The following is a 19,005-nucleotide window of genomic DNA, read 5'->3' on the forward strand; positions in this document are numbered from 1 at the left end:
ATACCGCGACCCGGGATTCATCGGATTCGCGCACCAGGAACATGACCTCATACTGGGGCGCCGCCGCACCGGGCGAGTCCTGCGCTCCCCAATGCGACTCCGCCGCAGCGGGATTCGACACGAACGCGGCCGGCTCCGAGCCTCCCTGCACCTCCCGCCCCACGGTCAGGTCCCCCGCTCCACCGGCCGCCGCCGTGGACGGCCTTCGCTCCGGGGCGTCCCGCCGATAGATCGGCCGTGCGGGGGCGTTGCCCCCGGCCGCCGCGACCAATTCATCCAGCAGGACGAGCAATCCGCGCGCGCCCGCGTCGACAACCCCCGCCTCGCGCAGCACACCCAACTGCGCCGGGGTCTCCCCCAGTGCCTTGGCCGCTCCATCCGCCGCCGCCAGTGCGACCGCCGCCAGATCCCGCTCCGGGCAGTCCGCCGCACTCTCGGCGGCGCGATCCAGCACGGTCAGCATCGTCCCCTCGACCGGGGAGCTCAGCGCCTCCCGAACCAGCCGGGCCGCCTGCCGCAACGCGACCCGTAGCGACCGCTCGGTCAATGGCCCCTCGGCTACCGCGTCGGCAACCCCCCGCAGCACTTGAGACAGGATGATGCCCGAATTTCCGCGCGCCCCCGCGGTCGCGGCCCGCGCCATGGCGACCGCGATCTTCCGGGCCTGGGGTCCAGCCCCTTCGTCCGCGGCGTTCGCACCGGCATTTGTGACCTGCGACACCGGATTCTTCGTCGGCGTCGCCTCGGCCGCCCGCTCTGCTCCGCGCACAGCGGCGCGCATGGTGGCGAAGAGGTTGGTGCCGGTGTCGGAATCCGGGACGGGGAAGACATTGAGGGCGTTGATCTCGTCGCGGTGGCGTTCCAGGGCGTCCAGGGTCGCGCGGCCCCAGCCGAGCAGGGCAGTACCGTCGAGCGCACCTGGTGAACCGTCGAGCGCGTCCGCTACCCCGGGCACCGTCACCGTCCTTCCGCTCACGTCGCCACAATGCGAGTGCTTGCGGCGGGAATCCCGTCGCCAGCCTAGTCGGGGCAACCGACACCACGCCGTCACCTGGCATTCGTACACCGCACACGGGACGGGTGGCGGGGACCCAATTGGACACGCCCGGGCGCGGTTGGCTACTCTTGTGCGGTTGCCTCACGCAGGCACGGTCCTGCCCTCTCAGGTATCGGCCCGCGTTCACCGGCTCTTTGCCGGTAGGTACGTCCAAGACATTAGGCTTTCGGACTCGCTGTACACCGTGCAGCGCGTCCCTCTATGACATGAAGGAGCTCGCGACTATGGCTGCCGTCTGTGACGTCTGCGCCAAGGGCCCCGGCTTCGGTAAGTCGGTTTCGCACTCGCACCGGCGCACCAACCGTCGCTGGAACCCGAACATCCAGACCGTGCGCGCCCAGGTTGCCCCGGGCAACACGCGCCGCATGAACGTCTGCACCTCCTGCCTGAAGGCGGGCAAGGTCGTTCGCGGCTGATTCAGCTTTCGTCAGGAGCCCCGGCACCCAGAATTGGGTGGCCGGGGCTTCTGCCGTATCTGGACCGCAGAGCGTCGTACCCGGCCGAACGGGGGTTTGGAATGAGTGACTGGCGCGTGGTTCCGCTGCAGGCCGAATACGTCCGCAGCATGGCCGAATGCCACATCGCCTGCTGGCGCGAGGCGTATCGGGAGCTGGTGCCGCGGCATCTGCTCGACGCCTTCGACGTGGCGCAGCGGACGGCGAGCTGGGATCGCATCCGGATCAAATATCCGGGACAGGTCCACGTCGCGCTGATCGGCGACACCGTGATCGGATTCGCGGCGGGCGGGCCGTCGAGCGAGGAGAACGCGCCCACGCCACTGGAACTCAACGCCCTGTACGTGCGCGCCGCCTACCACGGCACCGGCGTCGCCGACGATCTGATCGAGACCGTGCTGTCCGACGAGGCCGACATGTCGCTGTGGGTCTTCGAGGAGAACCCGCGCGCACAGGCCTTCTACAAGAAGAAAGGCTTCGAACTCGACGGCGAACGCCGAGTCGAAGCCTTCACTCCCGCAATCCAAGTACGGATGGTGCGGGCTACGCCTGCCCGTTGAGGCAGTCCACCTGCTGGCTGATCGACTGAAGCAGGCAGGCCGTGCGCGAGGTGACATTCGAGGACAGGCCACTCACGCTGTTGGTGTCGAACAGGCTGCCGACGGGCTGAACGGTGGTCTTCGCGACCTCCGGGGCGGCCGGCTCCAGCGTCAACGGCTCGGCGTTGGCGACGGCCGGGGCCCCGGCCAGCGCGGCACCGGCGGCCAGCGCGACGAAAACACCACGGGCAGTCTTGCTCTGCATACACATGCTCCTGAATCAGGTCAACGGATTCGCGCTAGGGCAGACGCCAGTCCACCGGCGCGGCCCCTAGAGTACCCAGCAATTCGTTGGTTCGGGAGAATGGCCGAGAACCGAAGAATCCTCGCGAAGCCGACAGCGGTGAGGGATGGGCGGATTCGATGTAGGGCGTATTGCCCAGCATCGGCTTCAGGGTGGAGGCGTCGCGGCCCCACAGAATCGCCACCAGCGGCTGGTCCCGGGCGACGAGCGCGCGAATTGCCTGCTCGGTCACCGCTTCCCAGCCCTTGCCGCGATGCGAGGCGGGCTGGCCCGGCTGCACGGTCAGGACTCGGTTCAGCATGAGCACGCCCTGATCGCACCACGGCGACAGATCGCCGTTGGACGGCATCGGCAGCCCGAGATCCTTGGTCAGCTCCGAGTAGATATTGGAGAGACTGCGCGGAATGGGCGAAACGTCCGGAGCCACCGAGAAACTGAGCCCCACCGGATGCCCCGGTGTCGGATACGGATCCTGACCCACGATCAGCACCCGGACCTTGTCGAAGGGCCGCTGGAAGGCCCGCAGCACATGCTCCCCCTTCGGGAGATAGCCACGCCCCTCGGCGTTTTCGTTGCGCAGGAACTCGCCCATCGCGGCAATGCGGTCGGCCACCGGTTCCAGGGCCTCGGCCCAGCCCGTATCGATGACTTCCGACAGTGGTTTCGCACCCATGTCGGGAAAACTTATCCTGTCGAGATTCATCGCGTGAGCGCACCCGTCTATGCGAAGGATTCCCAGCCGGTGAGTCCGGATCGGGGGGTGCCGTCGACCGTAACGCCGGAGCCTGCGAGGACGCGGCCGACGCGGATCCAGCCTTCGGGCAAATCACCCGAATCGGCGAATGTCGCTGCGAAGGCGTGGTCTTCGCCGCCCGCGAGAATCCAGTCAAGGGGGTTGGCGCCGAGCGCCTTGGCGACCGCCTCCAACTCGGGCACGGCCAGCGCCGCGGCCTCCAGATCGATGGCCACTCCGGAGGATTCGGCGATATGCCCGAGATCGGCGAGCAGGCCGTCGGAGACGTCGGTGAGCGCGGTGATCTCGACGGTGTCCGGCAGCTCCAGCACCGCCTCGTACGGCGGCTGCGGAACCCGGTGCACGGCAACCACATCCGCGAATTCATCGAGCAGATCCCCGCCCCGATCCGCGGCGGCCGTCAGTACCGCCAGGCCCGCGCCCGACCAGCCGAGCTTGCCCGCCACCGCGACCACATCACCCGGCCGCGCACCCGTGAGCCGGATCGGGGCGCGGCGCGGATCGCCGAATGCCGTCACCGAGATGATGATCATCGGGCTGCGCACCATGTCGCCGCCCGCGATCGACGCCCCGGCCCGCGCGGCCTCGGCCCACAGGCCGTCGTTCAGTTCCCGCACGAACTCGACCGGGGTGTCCGACGGGCAACCCAGCCCCACCACGAAGGCGCTCGGCACCGCACCCATCGCCACCACGTCCGCCGCGTTCTGCGCGATCGCCTTGCGGCCGATGTCGTGCGGACTCGACCAATCGGTGCGGAAATGCCGGTCCTGCACCAGCATGTCGGTGGTCACCACGAACCGGCCCTCGGGCGCGGCGATCACCGCGGCGTCATCGCCGGGCCCGAGCAGCACGCCGCGCGTCTGCGTTCGCCCGTGATTCACCAGCGCGATGAGCCCGAATTCCCCGAGCTCGCCCACGGTCTGCGCCCCGGGATCGGACTGCGGGTTGCTGCTGGCGGTGATGACGGTCTCCTTCGTGGCGAGTGTGATGCGGTCGGCTGACCGCTCGACGGTACCCTCGTTCCCGATGAGCAACGACACCCGCGACCCGGCTGGGACGAACCAGGACACCGAACCGGACACCGCTCCGGAGAGCAGCGACGCGACCGCCGCCGACCAGGCGAAGGCCGACGCCGCGGAACCGGCTGCGGCGAGCGAGGACTCGGATCTGGACGAGTACGTCATCCGCCGCTCGCCCGCGCTCATCGCCACCGCCGTGGCGCTCCCGGTCGCACTGGTCGTCGGCCTGCTCGTCATGGGTGTGCTGGCCAATCGCCATCACAGCCGCGATCCGCTGGCGCTGGGCGCGGTACCCGCCCCGACCGCGGCTGGACCGGAGTGCTCGGCGCTGATGCCCGCGCTGCCGGACAAGATCGGCGACTACACCACCTCCGACCTGAGGCAACCCGCCCCGCCCGCCACCCATGCCTGGCAGCTGCCCGACGGCGGCGACCCCATCGTGGTGCGCTGCGGCCTGGACCGGCCGCTGGAATTCACCCAGACCTCCCCGCTGCTGAAGACCAAGGTCGCCGGGGGCGGCGAGGTCGAGTGGTTCGAGGTGCGCGATCAGACCAGCGGCGTCGCCCAGGGCACCTGGTGGGCGGTCGACCGCGGCACCTACATCGCGCTGACCGTGCCCGACAATGTCGGATCGGGCCCGCTGCAGGATGTTTCGGAGGCCATCGCCAAGTCCATCCCGGCCAAGCCGATCGACCCGAACCCGATCCCGAACTGACAGAAGAGATAGCGAGAACTGGCAGAAGATATATCTGTCAGAGCCTGCGCAGCTTCGCTTTTCCGGCGGTGAGGTCGACATCGACGCCCTCATCGCCGTCGCCCGGATTCTCCCGGTGCATGAGCACCGACTGCCGCTGCTCCATCTCGAGGCGCTTGCCGGAGCTGAAGACCGCGTCGAACTGCTCCAGCCCGATGGCCGCCGCCTTGCGGTCCTCGTCACCGCGCATCCACGGCAGCGCGGTGCGCCCGGTCACCTTGCGGTAGGCCACGTCCGCGAACGCCACCGCGATGATGAGCAGTGCCAGGCCGGGAATCGTCATTGCCACGATCACCTGATCGAGGCTACGCCCGGCCCGGACGGTTGCCGTCAGCCTGAAGTCGGATACCTCAGCGCAGGCCGGTGCCGCGCACCCGCGCGGTCTCGATGAGCGTGCTCACCAGTTCCCGGTTGTCGATCCCGGTGGCCTCCCACATGCGCGGGTACATGGAGATGGAGGTGAATCCCGGCATGGTGTTGATCTCGTTGATGACCGGCCCGTCGGCGGTCACGAAGAAGTCCACGCGGGCCAGCCCCTGGCAGTCCAGCGCCCGGAAGGCGCGCACCGCGAGCTCCCGGATCTGCTGGGACACATCGTCGTCCAGCTTGGCGGGGACGTCGAACTCGCAGACGTCGTCGAGGTACTTGGTGTCGAAGTCGTAGAAGTCGGGCACCTCGGCGTCGTCCTCCGGCATCCGGATCTCCGCCACCACACTGGCTTCCACCCGGCCGTCCGGGAATTCCAGTACGCCGCACTCGACTTCGCGCCCGACGATGCCCGCCTCCACGATCACCTTCGGATCGTGTTCGCGCGCAACGGCGATGGCGGCGTCGAGATCATCCCAGCTGTCCACCTTGGTGATGCCGATGGAGGACCCGCCGCGGGCGGGCTTCACGAACACCGGCAGCCCCAGCCGCTCGCGATCGGCCTCGGCCACGGTGGCGACGCCCGGCCGCAGCACCACCTGCACGCCGATCGGAAGTCCTTCGGCCGCAAGGAGTTTCTTGGTGAACTCCTTGTCCATCCCGGCCGCGCTGGCCAGCACGCCCGGTCCGACGTAGGGCAGCTCGGCCAGCTCCAGCAGACCCTGCAGCGTGCCGTCCTCACCGAACGGGCCGTGCAGCACCGGGAACACCACGTCCACCGAACCCAACACGGTGCCCGGACCGTCCAGCGGCACCAGCGCGCCGGCCCGCGAGGGATCGGCGGTCAGGGCCAGCGCGGTGCCGGATTCGTCGACCGTGGGTAGCGACCGATCACCGGCCGTCAGCGTCCGATGGTCCGCGTCGCCGAGCACCCAGGCGCCCTCGCGCGTGATCCCGATCGGAACCGCCTCGTACCGTTCGGGATCGAGGCTCGCCAACACGGTGCGCGCGGAAACGCACGACACACCGTGCTCATTGCTGCGGCCGCCGAACACCACCGCCACCCTGGTCCTGTTGGTCATGCCCCGAACCGTACCCGGTCGAATGTGGCGGCAGTGTTACACGGTCGACCCGACCGGGCGGTAGCCGTCACCCCGCTGGACGCCCGCCCGCGCGGTGACTCACTCCGATTTCAGGCGGCGGCCCTGCAATTGCCCGACCGCCTCGGCGGCCGACATGCCCTCGTGGCACACCTGGTGCACCGCATTGGTCAGCGGCATCTCCACCCCGTGCGCCGCGGCCAGCGCCCGCACCGATGTGCAGGACTTCACACCCTCCACGACCTGGCCATGAGTGGCCTCCAGCGCCGTCTCCATCGACCCGCCCGCACCCAGCGCGTGCCCGAAGGAGCGATTGCGCGACAGCGGCGAGGTGCAGGTGGCGACCAGATCGCCCACGCCCGCCAGCCCGGCGAAGGTGACCGGCTCCGCGCCCACCGCCACGCCCAGCCGGATGATCTCGGCCAGCCCGCGCGTGATGAGGGTGGCAATCGAGTTGTCGCCCAACCCCATTCCCGAGGCGATACCGCAGGCCAGCGCGATGACGTTCTTGCAGGCCCCGCCGATCTCGCAGCCGATCACATCGGAATTGGTGTACGGCCGGAAATAGCCGGTGGCACAGGCCCGCTGAACCGCCTCGGCGCGCGCCACATCCGAGCAGGCCACCACGGTCGCGGCGGGCTGCCCGGCCGCGATCTCGTGCGAGAGGTTGGGGCCCGAGAGCACCGCGACCCGGCTCGCGTCCGCGCCGGACACCTCCGCGATGACCTGGCTCATGCGCAGCAGCGTCCCGGTCTCGATGCCCTTGGCCAGGCTCAGCAGCGTGGCGTCGGCCGGAATCAATTCCTTCCAGGCCGCGAGATTGGTGCGCAGCGACTGCGAGGGCACGGCCAGCACCACGATGTCGGCGCCGTCGAGGGCGAGCGCGGGATCATCGGTCGCGGCGATCGGGGGCAGGTCCACATCGGGCAGATACCAAGGATTTCGGTGTTCGGTGGCCAAGATCTTCGCCACCTCGGGCCGCCTGGCCCACATGGTGGTCTCGGTTCCCGCCTCTGCCAATACCTTCGCGAACGCGGTCCCCCACGACCCCGCTCCCAACACCGCTGCCCTAGCCATCTGACAAATATATGCGCGCGTGCGGGAAGCCATGCCGCGTGTCACGGCTCCGGAATTCGACGCCGCTCACACGGCCGTCATGTTGGAGTGGGAGGATTCGGGCATGCGCCCCTCCGTGCATGCCGTCATCGCGGTGAAGAATCTCGAGCTCGCCAAGAGTCGGCTGGCGGACCGATTGCCGGCCGAGGTGCGACCGCGACTGGTGCTGGCCATGCTGGCCGATACCGTGACCGCCGCACTGGCGACGCGCGGCATCGCCTCGCTCATGGTGGTGACCCCCGATCCGACGGTCTCCGCGCTGGTCCGGGAGCTGGGTGCGGCGGTCCACCCCGAACCCGTGCGCGTGCCGCGCAACACCAGCGGCCTGAACGCCGCCCTGTCCGCGGGCGCGGCCGCCATCCAGCGCACGCACGGACCCGTCGATCTGCTTGCCCTGCAAGCGGATCTGCCCGCCCTGCGTTCCGCCGAACTCTGCGACGTGCTCGCCGGTACCGGCCATCGCCGGTCGGTGGTCGCCGATCACGAGGGCAGCGGCACCGTCGCCCTGCTGGTGCGCCGCGGTGAGAGCGCCTCGGAGAACCCGGACCTTGCCTCGATAAACACGGACGGCACCTCGAATACCGCCCTCAACCCGCTCTTCGGTCCGGACTCCGCGCGCCGTCACATCGCCGACGGCGCGGTGGAGCTGCTGGGCGACTGGCCCGGTCTGCGGCAGGACGTCGACACCGCCGCCGATCTCGAACGCGCCGCCGTGCTGGGGGTCGGGAAGGCCACCGGCGCGCTGCTGCGTGAAATCGGCGTGTCTCGAGCGTGTCGAGGAACCGAAGAGATGCGAAGAGCCGACTCCTCACTGTGCTGACGCGGCGTGATCTGCGCTGCAATGGACGGTGTCAGTTCGGCACCCCACCCGCGACATAAGGAATGATCGTGAGAGTGAGCGATACGGATACCGTCAAGCAATCGCCGTCCCTACCGGCGGCACCGCCCGCGGCAACCCCTCCGCCCACCGCTGTCACGCCGCTCCCGGCGGACCGGTACGTGAACCGGGAACTCAGCTGGCTCGATTTCAACGCGCGCGTCCTGGCGCTGGCCGAGGACCATTCCCAGCCGCTGCTCGAGCGGGCCAAATTCCTCGCCATTTTCGCGTCGAATCTGGACGAGTTCTACATGGTCCGGGTGGCGGGCCTCAAGCGCCGCGCGGAAACCGGATTGTCGGTGCGCTCAGCGGACGGCCTGTCCCCCACCGAGCAGCTCGAGATGATCGCCGCGCGCACCCAGGATCTGGCCGAGCGCCACGCGCGGGTGTTCCTGGACCAGGTGCTGCCCGCCATGACCGCCGAGGGCATCGCCATCATCCGCTGGGCCGAGCTGGACGATGCCGAGAAGCAGCGTCTGTCCGGGTATTTCCAGGATCAGGTCTTCCCGGTGCTGACCCCGCTGGCCGTCGACCCGGCCCACCCGTTCCCCTACATCAGCGGCCTGAGCCTGAATCTGGCCGTCACCGTGAAGGATTCGGTCACCGGCGGCGAGCACTTCGCCCGCGTCAAGGTGCCCGACAATGTCGATCGATTCGTCCGGGTACGCCGCACCATCCCGGGCCGCACCGGCCGCGATTCGACTGGGGCGCAAGGCTCGTCCATCGCCTCCTTCCTCCCCATGGAGGAGCTGATCGCCGCCCACCTGGATCAGCTGTTCCCGGGAATGGAAGTGGTGGAACAGCATTCGTTCCGGATCACGCGTAACGCCGATCTGGAGGTCGAGGAGGACCGCGACGAGGACCTGCTGCAGGCCCTCGAGCGCGAACTCGCCCGCCGCCGCTTCGGCTCCCCGGTGCGCCTGGAAGTCTCCGACGATATGACCGAGCACATGCTCGATCTGCTGCTGCGCGAACTGGATGTGGACCCCGCCGACGTCATCCAGGTGCCCGGTCTGCTGGATCTGTCGTGCCTGTGGCAGGTCTACGGCGTGGACCGGCCCAACCTCAAGGACGCACCCTACGTCCCGGCCACCCCGCCCGCCTTCGGCGAACGCGAAACGCCCCGAAACGTTTTCGCCGCCCTGCGCGAGGGCGATGTGCTGGTGCACCACCCCTACGACTCGTTCTCCACCAGCGTGCAGCGCTTCATCGAGCAGGCCGCCGCCGACCCGCAGGTGCTGGCCATCAAGCAGACCCTGTACCGCACCTCCGGTGACTCCCCCATCGTCAACGCGCTCATCGACGCCGCCGAGGCGGGCAAGCAGGTGGTGGCGCTGGTCGAGATCAAGGCCCGCTTCGACGAGCAGGCCAACATCAAATGGGCTCGGGCACTGGAGCAAGCGGGCGTGCACGTGGTCTACGGCCTGGTCGGGCTCAAGACCCACTGCAAGACCTGCCTGGTGGTGCGCCGCGAGGGCGCCACCATCCGTCGCTACTGCCACATCGGCACCGGCAATTACAACCCGAAGACCGCGCGCCTGTACGAGGACGTCGGATTGCTCACCGCCGCACCGGAGATCGGCGCGGACCTGACCGACCTGTTCAACTCGCTGACCGGGTACTCGCGAAAGGCCAACTACCGCAATCTGCTGGTGGCCCCGATCGGCGTGCGCGCCGGGATCATCGAGCGCATCGAACGCGAGATCGAACTGGCCCGCCAGGGCGAGAAGGCGCGAATCCGGCTGAAGGCCAACGCCATCGTCGACGAACAGGTCATCGACGCGCTGTACCGGGCCTCCCAGGCGGGCGTGCCGGTGGAGATCGTGGTGCGCGGCATCTGCGGCCTGCGCCCCGGCGTGCCCGGCATGAGCGAGAACATCGAGGTGCGCTCGATTCTGGGCCGCTACCTGGAACATTCGCGCGTGCTGCACTTCCAGGCGCAGGACGAGTACTGGATCGGCTCGGCCGACATGATGCACCGCAATCTGGACCGGCGCGTGGAAGTGCTGGCGCAGGTGAAGGATCCGAGGCTGACCGAGCAGCTGGGCGCGATCTTCGACTCCGCCATGAACGCCACCACCCGGTGCTGGGTGCTGCGCCCCGACGGGAGCTGGCAGGCGCAACCCGATCCCGACATCCCCGGTGAGCAGATTCGCGATCACCAGGAGTACCTCATGCGCCTGCGACGTCCGGACCGCCAGTGAGCCCTTCCAACAGCGACGCCGCCGAATTCGTCGATCCCCGGGTCAAAGCGAACATCCTCGCGGCGGGAGCCGTGCTGTGGCGTCCCACCGCCGGAACCGGTGACGACGCCATCGAGATCGCGCTCGTCCACCGCCCCAAATACGACGACTGGTCACTGCCCAAGGGCAAGCTGGATCCCGGTGAGACGCCGATGATCACGGCCGTGCGCGAGGTGGCCGAGGAAACGGGCCTGAATTCACGCCTGGGGCGCTATCTGGGCCACGTGACCTATCCGGTGACCGGGCACCGCAAGCTCAAGCGAGTGGACTACTGGGCGGCCCGGGTGCTCGACGGCGAGTTCGAGTCCAATACCGAAGTCGATGTGCTGGACTGGCGTCCCCTGGGCGAGGTGATGGACGCCCTGTCCTATCCCATGGATCGCACCATCGTCCGCAATTTCCTTCGCCAACCGGCCGATACCTCGCATCTGATCCTGGTGCGGCACGCCAAGGCCGGTCGCCGCGACCGGTACGCCGGTGACGACGACGATCGCCCGCTCGAAAAGGCCGGTCGCGCACAGGCTCGCGCGCTCGCGCCCAACCTGCTCGCGTTCGGCGCGACCGAAATCGTCTCCGCCCCACCGGCCCGCTGTGTCCAAACCGTGACCCCGCTGGCGGAAAACCTCGGTGTGGACGTGGAACTCGAGCCGCTGTTCTCCGAATCCGGTTACGCGGCAGCGCCCGACGCGGCCCGCAAACGCGCCCGCGACCTGGTCACCGAGGACGGTGTGCCGGTGATCTGCAGTCAGGGCAAGGTGATTCCGGATCTGCTGGAGGCGTGGGCCGCCGAGGACGGAATCAGCCTGCCACCGGCCCGCAATCGCAAGGGCAGCATGTGGGTGCTGTCGTTCCACCGGGGCCGCATGGTCGCCGCCGACCATCTCGACCGCGCGCTGGTCCCCACCGATCTTCCGACAAGCTGACCGAGAACCCCTCGAAGCGGACCGAGAACTCTTGGAACGCGGCCGTACCGGCCGCTGAGGGGCCGAATCCACCCGGCCCGTAAGGCGATTGCGATCCGGATCCGGCCCGTACCCGACTATCGGCCGACCAACCTTCCCCCGGACATGCGAAACGGCCCGGCGTAAGCCGGGCCGTTTCACGTGTCGTCCTGCTCGAAAACCCCCGTCAGAGACGGGTTATGGGCTGCGACTACCGGCGAGCGGTGCGCTTGGCCGCGGTCTTCTTGGCGGGAGCCTTCTTGGCCGTCTTCTTGGCGGTGGCCTTCGAAGCGGTGGCCTTGGTGGCCTTCTTGGCGGCCGTGGTCTTCTTGGCCGCGGTGGCCTTGGCCGGGGTCTTCTTGGCGACCGTCTTCTTCGCCGCCGTCTTCTTGGCGGTGGCCTTCTTGGCGGGAGCCTTCGACGCCGCCTTCTTGGCGGTGGTCTTGGCCGGAGCCTTGGTGGCGGCCTTCTTCGCCGTCTTCTTGGCGGTGGTCTTCTTCGCACCCGCCTTGCCCGAAACCGGGGCAGCCACACCGCGCTTCACGGCCGGGCCGCTCGAAGCGATCTTCTGCTTGCCGGCGATGATCGCCTTGAACTGAGCACCGGGACGGAAGGCCGGCACCGAAGTGGGCTTCACCTTGACGGTTTCACCGGTGCGCGGGTTGCGAGCCACGCGGGCAGCGCGCTTACGCTGTTCGAAGACACCGAATCCCGTGATGGTGACGCTCTGACCTTTGTTCACAGCACGCACGATCGTATCGACCATCTGCTCGACTGCAGCAGTAGCGGTGCGCCTGTCAGTACCCAACTTCTCGGTCAGAACATCGATCAGTTCCGCCTTGTTCATTGAATCCTCCGCAGACTAATTGGCCCGTCGTCGGACCGACTAGGTACCACGGTAAACCCTTTGCGGGCAAGAGTCTATGTGCCACGCGGAAATACATGACGCATGGCACACGCTCAGCTACCTGGTTTGAGGGTGTTCAGCTAACCCTCATCAATGATTACGTCTGCGAAATACGCGCCGGAATGGTAGCGGGTTTCCAAGTCGGCCTTGCGTTTTCGAACTGGCTGATCTCGGCCTCGTGGCGCAGAGTGAGGCCGATGTCGTCCAGCCCTTCCAGCAGACGCCACCGGGTGTAGTCGTCAATATCGAACGGCAACACGACCGTTCCGGCCGACACGGTTCGCGTCTCGAGGTCCACCGCCAATTCCAAACCCGGCTGTTCCTCGAGCAACTTCCAGAGCAATTCCACATCGCTCTGCGCCATCCGGGCCGTCAGAAGCCCGTCCTTACCGGCGTTCCCGCGGAAGATGTCGGCGAATCGGGACGAGATCACCACCCGGAACCCGTAGTCCTTGAGGGCCCAAACAGCATGCTCACGTGAGGATCCGGTCCCGAAATCCGGACCGGCGACCAGCACACTACCCCGGTTGTAGGGCTCGGTGTTCAGAATGAAGTTCGGATCCGTCCGCCACGCCGCGAACAAGCCGTCCTCGAAACCCGTTCGCGTAACGCGCTTCAGATAGACGGCCGGAATGATCTGGTCGGTATCGACATTGGATCGGCGCAGCGGAACACCGATCCCCTTGTGGACCTTGAAGGCTTCCATCGTTGATTCTCCTGAGTCTGTGGGGGCGGCGGCATCTGGGCCGCCGCTAGCGTGCGATCAGTTCAGATCCGCAGGTGAGGACAGGGTTCCGCGCACCGCGGTGGCCGCCGCGACCAGCGGCGAGACCAGGTGCGTGCGACCGCCCTTGCCCTGTCGCCCTTCGAAGTTCCGGTTCGAGGTGGCGGCGCAGCGCTGACCGGGGGAAAGCTGATCGGGGTTCATGCCAAGGCACATCGAGCAACCCGGCTGGCGCCATTCCGCGCCCGCCGCGGTGAAAATCTCGCCCAGACCCTCTTTTTCCGCCTGCAGCCGCACCCGCATCGAGCCCGGGACGATCAGCATGCGTACACCGTCCGCGACCTTGCGGCCTTGCAGAATGTCGGCGACCGCGCGCAGATCCTCGATCCGGCCATTGGTGCACGAACCCACGAAAACGGTGTCCACGGCGACATCCCGCAGCGGAGTGCCCGGCTTCAGGTCCATGTACTGCAGCGCCTTCTCGGCCGCGGCGCGCTCGTTCTCGTCGAAGATCTGCTCCGGATCCGGCACCGAGTCGCCCAGCGGCGCACCCTGTCCCGGGTTGGTGCCCCAGGTGACGAAGGGGGTCAGCGCCGCGGCGTCGATATGCACCTCGGCGTCGAAAACCGCGCCCTCGTCGGTCTTCAGGGCATCCCAGGCCGCCACGGCGGCTTCCCAGTCCGCGCCCGACGGGGCGTGCGGGCGGCCCTTCAGGAATTCGTAGGTGACCTCGTCGGGTGCGACCATGCCCGCGCGGGCGCCGGCCTCGATCGACATGTTGCACATGGTCATCCGGGCCTCCATGGACATGGAGCGCACGGCCTCGCCGCGGTACTCCAGCACATAGCCCTGGCCGCCGCCGGTGCCGATCTGCGCGATGACCGCCAGGATCACGTCCTTGGAGGTGACGCCCGCGGGCAGCTGCCCGTCGATATTGATGGCCATGGTCTTGAACGGGCGCAGCGACAAAGTCTGCGTTGCCAGCACGTGTTCCACCTCGGAGGTGCCGATGCCCATGGCCAGCGCGCCGAACGCGCCGTGGGTGGAGGTGTGCGAATCACCGCACACCACGGTGGTTCCCGGCTGGGTCAGGCCCAGCTGCGGGCCGACCACGTGCACGATGCCCTGATCGAGATCGCCCATGCTGTGCAGGCGCACACCGAATTCCTCGCAGTTCTTGCGCAGGGTTTCGACCTGCGTGCGGGAAACCGGATCGGCGATCGGCTTGTCGATATCGATCGTCGGGACGTTGTGGTCCTCGGTGGCGATGGTGAGATCCGGGCGGCGCACCGGACGGCCGGCGGCGCGCAGGCCGTCGAACGCCTGCGGACTGGTGACCTCGTGGACCAGGTGCAGGTCGATGTAGATGAGATCGGGCTGGCGGTTCTCGCCCTCGCCTTCGCCGCGGACGACGACGTGCTGGTCCCAGACCTTCTCCGCCAGAGTGCGTGGCCGGTCGGCCATAACTGCTCACCTCTCGATTGACATAGCCGCGCCCGGGCTGTGACGCGGTGACTTGCGTCCGACTTGGGAGGGCTGGTTTGCAATTCCCAACATGCGAGACGCTAATATCGTTCTATGAGACAGCATAGCGGTATCGGGGTTCTGGACAAAGCGATGGCCGTCCTGCACGCCGTGGCCGAGCAACCCTGCGGCCTCAACGAGCTGTGCGCCCGCACCGGCCTGCCCCGCGCCACCGCGCACCGCCTGGCCGTGGGCCTGGAGACCCATCGCATGCTGGCCCGCGACAGCCAGGGTCTGTGGCGTCCCGGACCGGCCCTGTCGGAACTCGCGACAACCGCCAGCGATCCCCTGCTGGACGCCGCCGCCACCATTCTTCCGCGCCTGCGCGAGATCACCGGCGAGAGCGTGCAGCTCTACCGCCGCGACGGGAACGCCCGCGTCTGCGTGGCCGCCATGGAACCGGCCGCCGGGCTGCGCGACACCGTGCCGATCGGCGCGCGCCTGCCGCTGACCGCGGGCTCGGCCGCGAAAGTGCTGCTGGCCTGGGCCGATCCCGAGCTGCAGCGGACCGTCCTACCCGAGGCCGTCTTCGGCGAGCGGGCATTGGCCGAGGTGCGCCGCCGCGGCTGGGCGCAGAGCGCGGCCGAGCGGGCGGCCGGGGTGGCCAGCGTCTCCGCGCCGGTGCGCGATGCGGCGGGCGGGGTGATCGCGGCCGTCTCGGTATCCGGACCCATCGACCGCATGGGCCGCCGGCCCGGTGCGCGGTGGGCCGCCGACCTGGTGGCCGCCGCCGACGCCCTCCACAAGCGCCTCTGACGGACTTTCGGGGCCGAAGGGGACCCTCGGTGTCCCCTCGGCCCCGCCACGATCGTCACGGGAGCCTCAGCGGCCACTGTGACGGCGCTCATACGCCGTAAATTACAGTCGGCCCATGGGAGTCAATCAACGCGCGCAGATCGTGATGTCCGATGCGGAGATCACCGAATTCATCGAGCGCAGCCGCATCGCCACCATGGCCACGCTGGGCGCTTCGGGCGCACCGCACCTGGTGGCCATGTGGTACGCCGTCATCGACGGCGAGATCTGGTTCGAGACCAAGGCCAAGGCCCAGAAGACGGTGAATCTGCGCCGCGATTCGCGCATCACCGTGATGCTCGAGGCCGGCGACACCTACGACCAGTTGCGCGGCATTTCCATCGAGGGCCGCGGCGAGATCGTCGAGGATCCCGAGGCGCTGTTCAAGGTGGGAATCAGCGTGTGGGAGCGCTACACCGGGCCCTACAGCGAAGAAGCCAAGCCGTTCGTGGAGGCCATGCTGAACAAGCGGGTGGCCGTGCGCGTGGTGCCCGAACGCATCCGCAGCTGGGATCACCGCAAACTCGGATTGCCCGCCATGCCGAAGGGCGGCACCACCGCTCAACCGTTGGACTAGCAGCCGTTGGACGGTTCCATCCTTTGAACCTCGAAAGCTGAAGCGCAAAAAGCGAAGGCCCCCAGCTCACTGAGCTGGGGGCCTTCGTTTGTAGTCCCGACGGGATTTGAACCCGCGCTACCGCCTTGAGAGGGCGGCGTCCTAGGCCGCTAGACGACGGGACCAGGATGAGATTTCGACGGACTTTGCGGTCCGCCGAAGCTTCTCGAATTCGAGAGCCGGAGCTCTCGCAGCTGGGGTACCAGGACTCGAACCTAGAATGGCTGAACCAGAATCAGCTGTGTTGCCAATTACACCATACCCCATTGACCTGGGCTTTCAGGCTCTCCCCGGGGGAAGTTCCTGACCGCTTTCCGGCCGAGAAGAAGATTAGCAGCATCACCCTGTAGATACACAAACCGGCTGGTCAGAGGCCGGTTTGTGCATCATTTCAGAGGACTCAGGAGAGCTCTGCGAGCGCCGCGCGCAGCCGATCCATGGAGACCTCGCGCCCCAGCAGTTCCAGCGACTCGTAGAGCGGCGGGCTGATGTGGGATCCGGTCACCGCGACGCGCACGGGCGCGAAGGCCTTGTTCGGCTTGAGGCCCAGCCCCTCGATGAGCGCGGCCTTGAGCGCCTCTTCCAGCGGTGCCGCGGTCCATTCGGAAACGCCGTCGAGCGCTTTCACCGTCGCCTCCAGCACCGGAGCGGCGTCGGCCTTCAGATTCTTCGCTTTCGCGGCCTCGTCGATCGAGAACTCTTCCGGCTTGATGAACAGGAACTTCAGCAGATCCCAGGCATCACCGAGCACCTTGATCCGGGTCTGCACGAGATCGGCCGCGACTTCGAACAGCTTCTCGTCGATCTCGGCGCCGATATGTCCGTGTCCGGTGAGGTACTCGCGCAGCCGGTGAGCAAAATCACCGGGGCTCAGCAACCGAATATGTTCGGCGTTCAGAGCGTCGGCCTTCTTCTGATCGAATCGAGCCGGATTCGAATTCACTTTCGAGATATCGAAGGCCTCGACCATCTCCGCCATGGAGAAGACGTCATGATCATCGGCGATGCTCCAGCCGAGCAACGCCAGATAATTCAGCAAACCCTCCGGAATGAAGCCGCGGTCGCGGTGATTGAAGAGATTCGACTCCGGATCGCGCTTGGACAGCTTCTTGTTGCCCTGACCCATCACGAAGGGCAGATGCCCGAACTCCGGGGTGAACTCCGCGACGCCGATTCGTTTCAGCGACTCGTAGAGCGCCAGCTGCCGCGGAGTGGAGGACAGCAAATCCTCGCCGCGCAAAACGTGGGTGATCTTCATCATCGCGTCGTCGACCGGGTTGACCAGCGTATAGAGCGGGTCGCCATTACCGCGGGTGAGCGCGAAATCGGGGACCACGCCCGCGCGGAAGGTGGTCTCCCCGCGCACCAGGTCGTGCCAGGTGAGGTCGTGGTCGGGCATGCGCAGGCGGATCACCGCGCCGCGGCCCTCGGCCTTGTAGGCGGCGATCTGCTCGGCGGTCAGGTCGCGGTCGAAGTTGTCGTAACCCAGCTTGGGATCGCGGCCGGCGGCCTTGTGGCGGGCCTCGACTTCCTCAGGGGTGGAGAAGGATTCGTAGGCCTCGCCCGCCGCCAGGAGCCGCTGCACCACATCGAGGTGAATGTCACGGCGCTGCGACTGGCGGTATGGCCCGTAGGGTCCGCCGACCTCCGGGCCCTCGTCCCAGGTGAGGCCCAGCCAGCGCAGGGCGTCGAGGATGGCGGCGTAGGACTCCTCGGAATCGCGTGCGGCGTCGGTGTCTTCGATGCGGAAGACGAAGGTGCCGCCGTGGTGGCGCGCGAAGGCCCAGTTGAACAGGGCGGTGCGGACCAGGCCCACATGCGGGGTGCCGGTGGGTGACGGGCAGAAACGAACCCGGACGTCGGTCATGGCTCTCTCTCGTTTCAGGGTTACCGTGTTCAGCGTTTGGCGGCAACGGGATTGGACAGGGTGCCGATACCGGACACGGTCACCGACACGGTCTGGCCCTCGTGCAGCGGGCCGACGCCCTCCGGGGTGCCGGTGAGGATGACATCGCCGGGGAGCAAGGTCATTACGGTGGTCACCCACTCGATCAGCTTCGGAATATCGTGCAGCAGAAGTGAAGTGCGGCTGCGCTGCTTCACCTGGCCGTCGACCTCGGTCACGATCTCCAGATCCGAAGGGTCCAGGGCGGTCTCGATCCACGGGCCCAGCGGGCAGAAGGTGTCGTAGCCTTTGGCCCGGGTCCACTGGCCGTCGTGGCGCTGCTGATCGCGGGCGGTGACGTCATTGGCGACGGTGTAGCCCAGGATCACCTCGTTGGCGCGGGCGGCGGGCACGTCCTTGCAGGGGCGGCCGATCACGATCGCCAGCTCGCCCTCGTAGTCCACCTGAGAAGAGCTGGGCGGCAGGATGATCGGGGCGTTCGGGCTCTGGATGGAGGTGCTCGGCTTCATGAAGATGACCGGGTCGGCGGGGGCCGGGCCGCCCATCTCCTCGGCATGCGCGGCGTAGTTCTTGCCGATGCAGATCACCTTGCTGGCGAGGATCGGGGCCAGCAGGCGCACATCGGCGAGCGGCCAGCTGCGACCGGTGAAGGTCGGGTTGCCGAACGGGTGTTCGGCGATTTCGCGGACGACGGCTTGATCGCCGTCTCCTTCGATGCTGACGAAAGCGACTCCATCTGGGCTGGCAACTCGACCTAGGCGCATGGTCAGCATCCTATCGACCGGCCTCGACCTGCCCGAACGCGCCCGACCGCGGGGCGAGACGTGACAGCGGGACGACGGCGGGACGGGTGTGCGCGATCCGCGACGGGCACGTCGGCATCCCACCCCGCATCGGGTGTCCCGGAATGTGGAATGCGCTTATACGCAAGACAACTCACCGCCCGCGAGAGGGCCGACAAGATCACCTACCGAGTGTGAGCAAACTGACAGCTCGTCCCGCAAATCG

General features: G+C 67.7%; 20 protein-coding genes and 2 tRNA genes. 8 read left to right on the plus strand and 14 right to left on the minus strand.

The genetic code is table 11. The annotated features are described in order from the left end of the window. The coding region (locus tag ACAM49_RS25835; protein ID WP_369638154.1) for a DAK2 domain-containing protein at window positions 1–976 on the minus strand (976 nt) is incomplete at its 3' end. Between the two features lie 305 nt (window positions 977–1,281). Between ACAM49_RS25835 and rpmB the strand changes: the two genes are divergently transcribed. Continuing rightward, entirely contained in the window at window positions 1,282–1,473 is a 192-nt protein-coding gene (rpmB, locus tag ACAM49_RS25840; RefSeq protein WP_011210730.1) for a 50S ribosomal protein L28, read from the plus strand. A gap of 101 nt (window positions 1,474–1,574) precedes the next feature. Beyond that, window positions 1,575–2,072 (plus strand): N-acetyltransferase family protein, encoded by a 498-nt coding sequence (locus ACAM49_RS25845; RefSeq protein ID WP_369638155.1) that lies wholly within the window; start codon window positions 1,575–1,577, stop codon window positions 2,070–2,072. Here ACAM49_RS25845 and ACAM49_RS25850 read toward each other — a convergent pair. The 3 genes from ACAM49_RS25850 to ACAM49_RS25860 are packed head-to-tail and all read right to left on the minus strand — an operon-like array spanning window position 2,056 to window position 4,026. After that, window positions 2,056–2,316 (minus strand): hypothetical protein, encoded by a 261-nt coding sequence (locus ACAM49_RS25850; protein ID WP_369638156.1) that lies wholly within the window; start codon window positions 2,314–2,316, stop codon window positions 2,056–2,058. The genes ACAM49_RS25845 and ACAM49_RS25850 overlap by 17 nt on opposite strands. Before the next feature lie 34 nt (window positions 2,317–2,350). Further along, a complete protein-coding gene (locus ACAM49_RS25855) occupies window positions 2,351–3,028 on the minus strand; it encodes a uracil-DNA glycosylase (protein ID WP_326308982.1) in 678 nt (225 codons plus the stop codon). A 47-nt stretch (window positions 3,029–3,075) separates the two neighbouring features. Continuing rightward, on the minus strand, window positions 3,076–4,026 hold the full coding sequence (locus ACAM49_RS25860; RefSeq protein WP_369638179.1) for a thiamine-phosphate kinase: 951 nt from the start codon (window positions 4,024–4,026) through the stop codon (window positions 3,076–3,078). Between the two features lie 109 nt (window positions 4,027–4,135). Here ACAM49_RS25860 and ACAM49_RS25865 point away from each other — a divergent pair, with 109 nt between their 5' ends. Next, window positions 4,136–4,843 carry a DUF3515 domain-containing protein gene (locus tag ACAM49_RS25865; RefSeq protein WP_369638157.1) on the plus strand — a complete coding sequence of 236 codons (708 nt, stop codon included), beginning with the start codon at window positions 4,136–4,138 and terminating at the stop codon, window positions 4,841–4,843. Window positions 4,844–4,880: 37 nt separating this feature from the next. On the opposite strand, the gene ACAM49_RS25870 is transcribed toward ACAM49_RS25865, so the two are convergent. The 3 genes from ACAM49_RS25870 to ACAM49_RS25880 all read right to left on the minus strand — a co-directional run bounded on the left by ACAM49_RS25870 (window position 4,881) and on the right by ACAM49_RS25880 (window position 7,425). Then, window positions 4,881–5,177 (minus strand): DUF6191 domain-containing protein, encoded by a 297-nt coding sequence (locus tag ACAM49_RS25870; RefSeq protein WP_369638158.1) that lies wholly within the window; start codon window positions 5,175–5,177, stop codon window positions 4,881–4,883. Between the two features lie 55 nt (window positions 5,178–5,232). Then, window positions 5,233–6,330: a D-alanine--D-alanine ligase family protein gene (locus ACAM49_RS25875; protein WP_369638159.1), complete on the minus strand. Its 1,098-nt coding sequence runs from the start codon at window positions 6,328–6,330 to the stop codon at window positions 5,233–5,235. 99 nt (window positions 6,331–6,429) lie between these two features. Further along, on the minus strand, window positions 6,430–7,425 hold the full coding sequence (locus ACAM49_RS25880) for an NAD(P)H-dependent glycerol-3-phosphate dehydrogenase (RefSeq protein WP_369638160.1): 996 nt from the start codon (window positions 7,423–7,425) through the stop codon (window positions 6,430–6,432). 103 nt (window positions 7,426–7,528) lie between these two features. On the opposite strand from ACAM49_RS25880, the gene cofC reads away from it, so the two are divergent. The 3 genes from cofC to ACAM49_RS25895 all read left to right on the plus strand — a co-directional run bounded on the left by cofC (window position 7,529) and on the right by ACAM49_RS25895 (window position 11,507). Next, window positions 7,529–8,284, plus strand: a complete 756-nt coding sequence (gene cofC / locus ACAM49_RS25885; RefSeq protein WP_369638161.1) for a 2-phospho-L-lactate guanylyltransferase — start codon at window positions 7,529–7,531, stop codon at window positions 8,282–8,284. A 62-nt stretch (window positions 8,285–8,346) separates the two neighbouring features. After that, complete coding sequence (locus tag ACAM49_RS25890) at window positions 8,347–10,545, plus strand: RNA degradosome polyphosphate kinase (RefSeq protein ID WP_369638162.1); 2,199 nt, start codon at window positions 8,347–8,349, stop codon at window positions 10,543–10,545. Next, window positions 10,542–11,507, plus strand: a complete 966-nt coding sequence (locus ACAM49_RS25895) for an NUDIX domain-containing protein (protein ID WP_369638163.1) — start codon at window positions 10,542–10,544, stop codon at window positions 11,505–11,507. The genes ACAM49_RS25890 and ACAM49_RS25895 overlap by 4 nt, the downstream gene beginning before the upstream one ends. Window positions 11,508–11,736: 229 nt before the next feature. Here the strand turns inward: ACAM49_RS25895 and ACAM49_RS25900 are convergent, their stop codons facing one another. The 3 genes from ACAM49_RS25900 to leuC form a co-directional block, all read right to left on the minus strand. Next, on the minus strand, window positions 11,737–12,372 hold the full coding sequence (locus tag ACAM49_RS25900; RefSeq protein ID WP_040811096.1) for an HU family DNA-binding protein: 636 nt from the start codon (window positions 12,370–12,372) through the stop codon (window positions 11,737–11,739). Window positions 12,373–12,529: 157 nt separating this feature from the next. Further along, window positions 12,530–13,138: a 3-isopropylmalate dehydratase small subunit gene (leuD, locus tag ACAM49_RS25905; RefSeq protein WP_369638164.1), complete on the minus strand. Its 609-nt coding sequence runs from the start codon at window positions 13,136–13,138 to the stop codon at window positions 12,530–12,532. 57 nt (window positions 13,139–13,195) lie between these two features. After that, window positions 13,196–14,620: a 3-isopropylmalate dehydratase large subunit gene (gene leuC, locus ACAM49_RS25910; RefSeq protein WP_369638165.1), complete on the minus strand. Its 1,425-nt coding sequence runs from the start codon at window positions 14,618–14,620 to the stop codon at window positions 13,196–13,198. A 114-nt stretch (window positions 14,621–14,734) separates the two neighbouring features. Between leuC and ACAM49_RS25915 the strand changes: the two genes are divergently transcribed. Next, window positions 14,735–15,436, plus strand: coding sequence for an IclR family transcriptional regulator (locus ACAM49_RS25915; protein WP_369638166.1), 702 nt, complete (start codon window positions 14,735–14,737; stop codon window positions 15,434–15,436). Between the two features lie 115 nt (window positions 15,437–15,551). Continuing rightward, window positions 15,552–16,052 carry a pyridoxamine 5'-phosphate oxidase family protein gene (locus ACAM49_RS25920; protein WP_369638167.1) on the plus strand — a complete coding sequence of 167 codons (501 nt, stop codon included), beginning with the start codon at window positions 15,552–15,554 and terminating at the stop codon, window positions 16,050–16,052. Between the two features lie 91 nt (window positions 16,053–16,143). Here the strand turns inward: ACAM49_RS25920 and ACAM49_RS25925 are convergent. The 4 genes from ACAM49_RS25925 to ACAM49_RS25940 form a co-directional block, all read right to left on the minus strand. Further along, a tRNA-Glu gene (locus ACAM49_RS25925) sits at window positions 16,144–16,216 on the minus strand. 69 nt (window positions 16,217–16,285) lie between these two features. Continuing rightward, window positions 16,286–16,357: transfer RNA gene (locus ACAM49_RS25930), tRNA-Gln, on the minus strand. 134 nt (window positions 16,358–16,491) lie between these two features. Next, on the minus strand, window positions 16,492–17,958 hold the full coding sequence (gene gltX, locus ACAM49_RS25935; RefSeq protein WP_369638168.1) for a glutamate--tRNA ligase: 1,467 nt from the start codon (window positions 17,956–17,958) through the stop codon (window positions 16,492–16,494). A gap of 29 nt (window positions 17,959–17,987) precedes the next feature. Beyond that, window positions 17,988–18,761: a fumarylacetoacetate hydrolase family protein gene (locus ACAM49_RS25940; protein ID WP_369638169.1), complete on the minus strand. Its 774-nt coding sequence runs from the start codon at window positions 18,759–18,761 to the stop codon at window positions 17,988–17,990. Between the last annotated feature and the right edge of the window lie 244 nt (window positions 18,762–19,005).

It is taken from the genome of Nocardia sp. JMUB6875, from assembly GCF_041154655.1.
Classification (GTDB): domain Bacteria; phylum Actinomycetota; class Actinomycetes; order Mycobacteriales; family Mycobacteriaceae; genus Nocardia.

What these genes read in the sequence shown, in the direction of transcription:
- ACAM49_RS25920 (WP_369638167.1), top strand. Translation starts at nt 15,552, where the DNA reads ATGGGAGTCAATCAACGCGCGCAGATCGTGATGTCCGATGCGGAGATC.
- ACAM49_RS25940 (WP_369638169.1), bottom strand. Translation starts at nt 18,761, where the DNA reads ATGCGCCTAGGTCGAGTTGCCAGCCCAGATGGAGTCGCTTTCGTCAGC.
- gltX (WP_369638168.1), bottom strand. Translation starts at nt 17,958, where the DNA reads ATGACCGACGTCCGGGTTCGTTTCTGCCCGTCACCCACCGGCACCCCG.
- ACAM49_RS25845 (WP_369638155.1), top strand. Translation starts at nt 1,575, where the DNA reads ATGAGTGACTGGCGCGTGGTTCCGCTGCAGGCCGAATACGTCCGCAGC.
- ACAM49_RS25890 (WP_369638162.1), top strand. Translation starts at nt 8,347, where the DNA reads ATGATCGTGAGAGTGAGCGATACGGATACCGTCAAGCAATCGCCGTCC.
- ACAM49_RS25855 (WP_326308982.1), bottom strand. Translation starts at nt 3,028, where the DNA reads ATGGGTGCGAAACCACTGTCGGAAGTCATCGATACGGGCTGGGCCGAG.
- leuD (WP_369638164.1), bottom strand. Translation starts at nt 13,138, where the DNA reads ATGGAAGCCTTCAAGGTCCACAAGGGGATCGGTGTTCCGCTGCGCCGA.
- ACAM49_RS25900 (WP_040811096.1), bottom strand. Translation starts at nt 12,372, where the DNA reads ATGAACAAGGCGGAACTGATCGATGTTCTGACCGAGAAGTTGGGTACT.
- ACAM49_RS25865 (WP_369638157.1), top strand. Translation starts at nt 4,136, where the DNA reads ATGAGCAACGACACCCGCGACCCGGCTGGGACGAACCAGGACACCGAA.
- ACAM49_RS25850 (WP_369638156.1), bottom strand. Translation starts at nt 2,316, where the DNA reads ATGCAGAGCAAGACTGCCCGTGGTGTTTTCGTCGCGCTGGCCGCCGGT.
- ACAM49_RS25915 (WP_369638166.1), top strand. Translation starts at nt 14,735, where the DNA reads ATGAGACAGCATAGCGGTATCGGGGTTCTGGACAAAGCGATGGCCGTC.
- rpmB (WP_011210730.1), top strand. Translation starts at nt 1,282, where the DNA reads ATGGCTGCCGTCTGTGACGTCTGCGCCAAGGGCCCCGGCTTCGGTAAG.
- ACAM49_RS25880 (WP_369638160.1), bottom strand. Translation starts at nt 7,425, where the DNA reads ATGGCTAGGGCAGCGGTGTTGGGAGCGGGGTCGTGGGGGACCGCGTTC.
- cofC (WP_369638161.1), top strand. Translation starts at nt 7,529, where the DNA reads ATGCGCCCCTCCGTGCATGCCGTCATCGCGGTGAAGAATCTCGAGCTC.
- ACAM49_RS25875 (WP_369638159.1), bottom strand. Translation starts at nt 6,330, where the DNA reads ATGACCAACAGGACCAGGGTGGCGGTGGTGTTCGGCGGCCGCAGCAAT.
- leuC (WP_369638165.1), bottom strand. Translation starts at nt 14,620, where the DNA reads ATGGCCGACCGGCCACGCACTCTGGCGGAGAAGGTCTGGGACCAGCAC.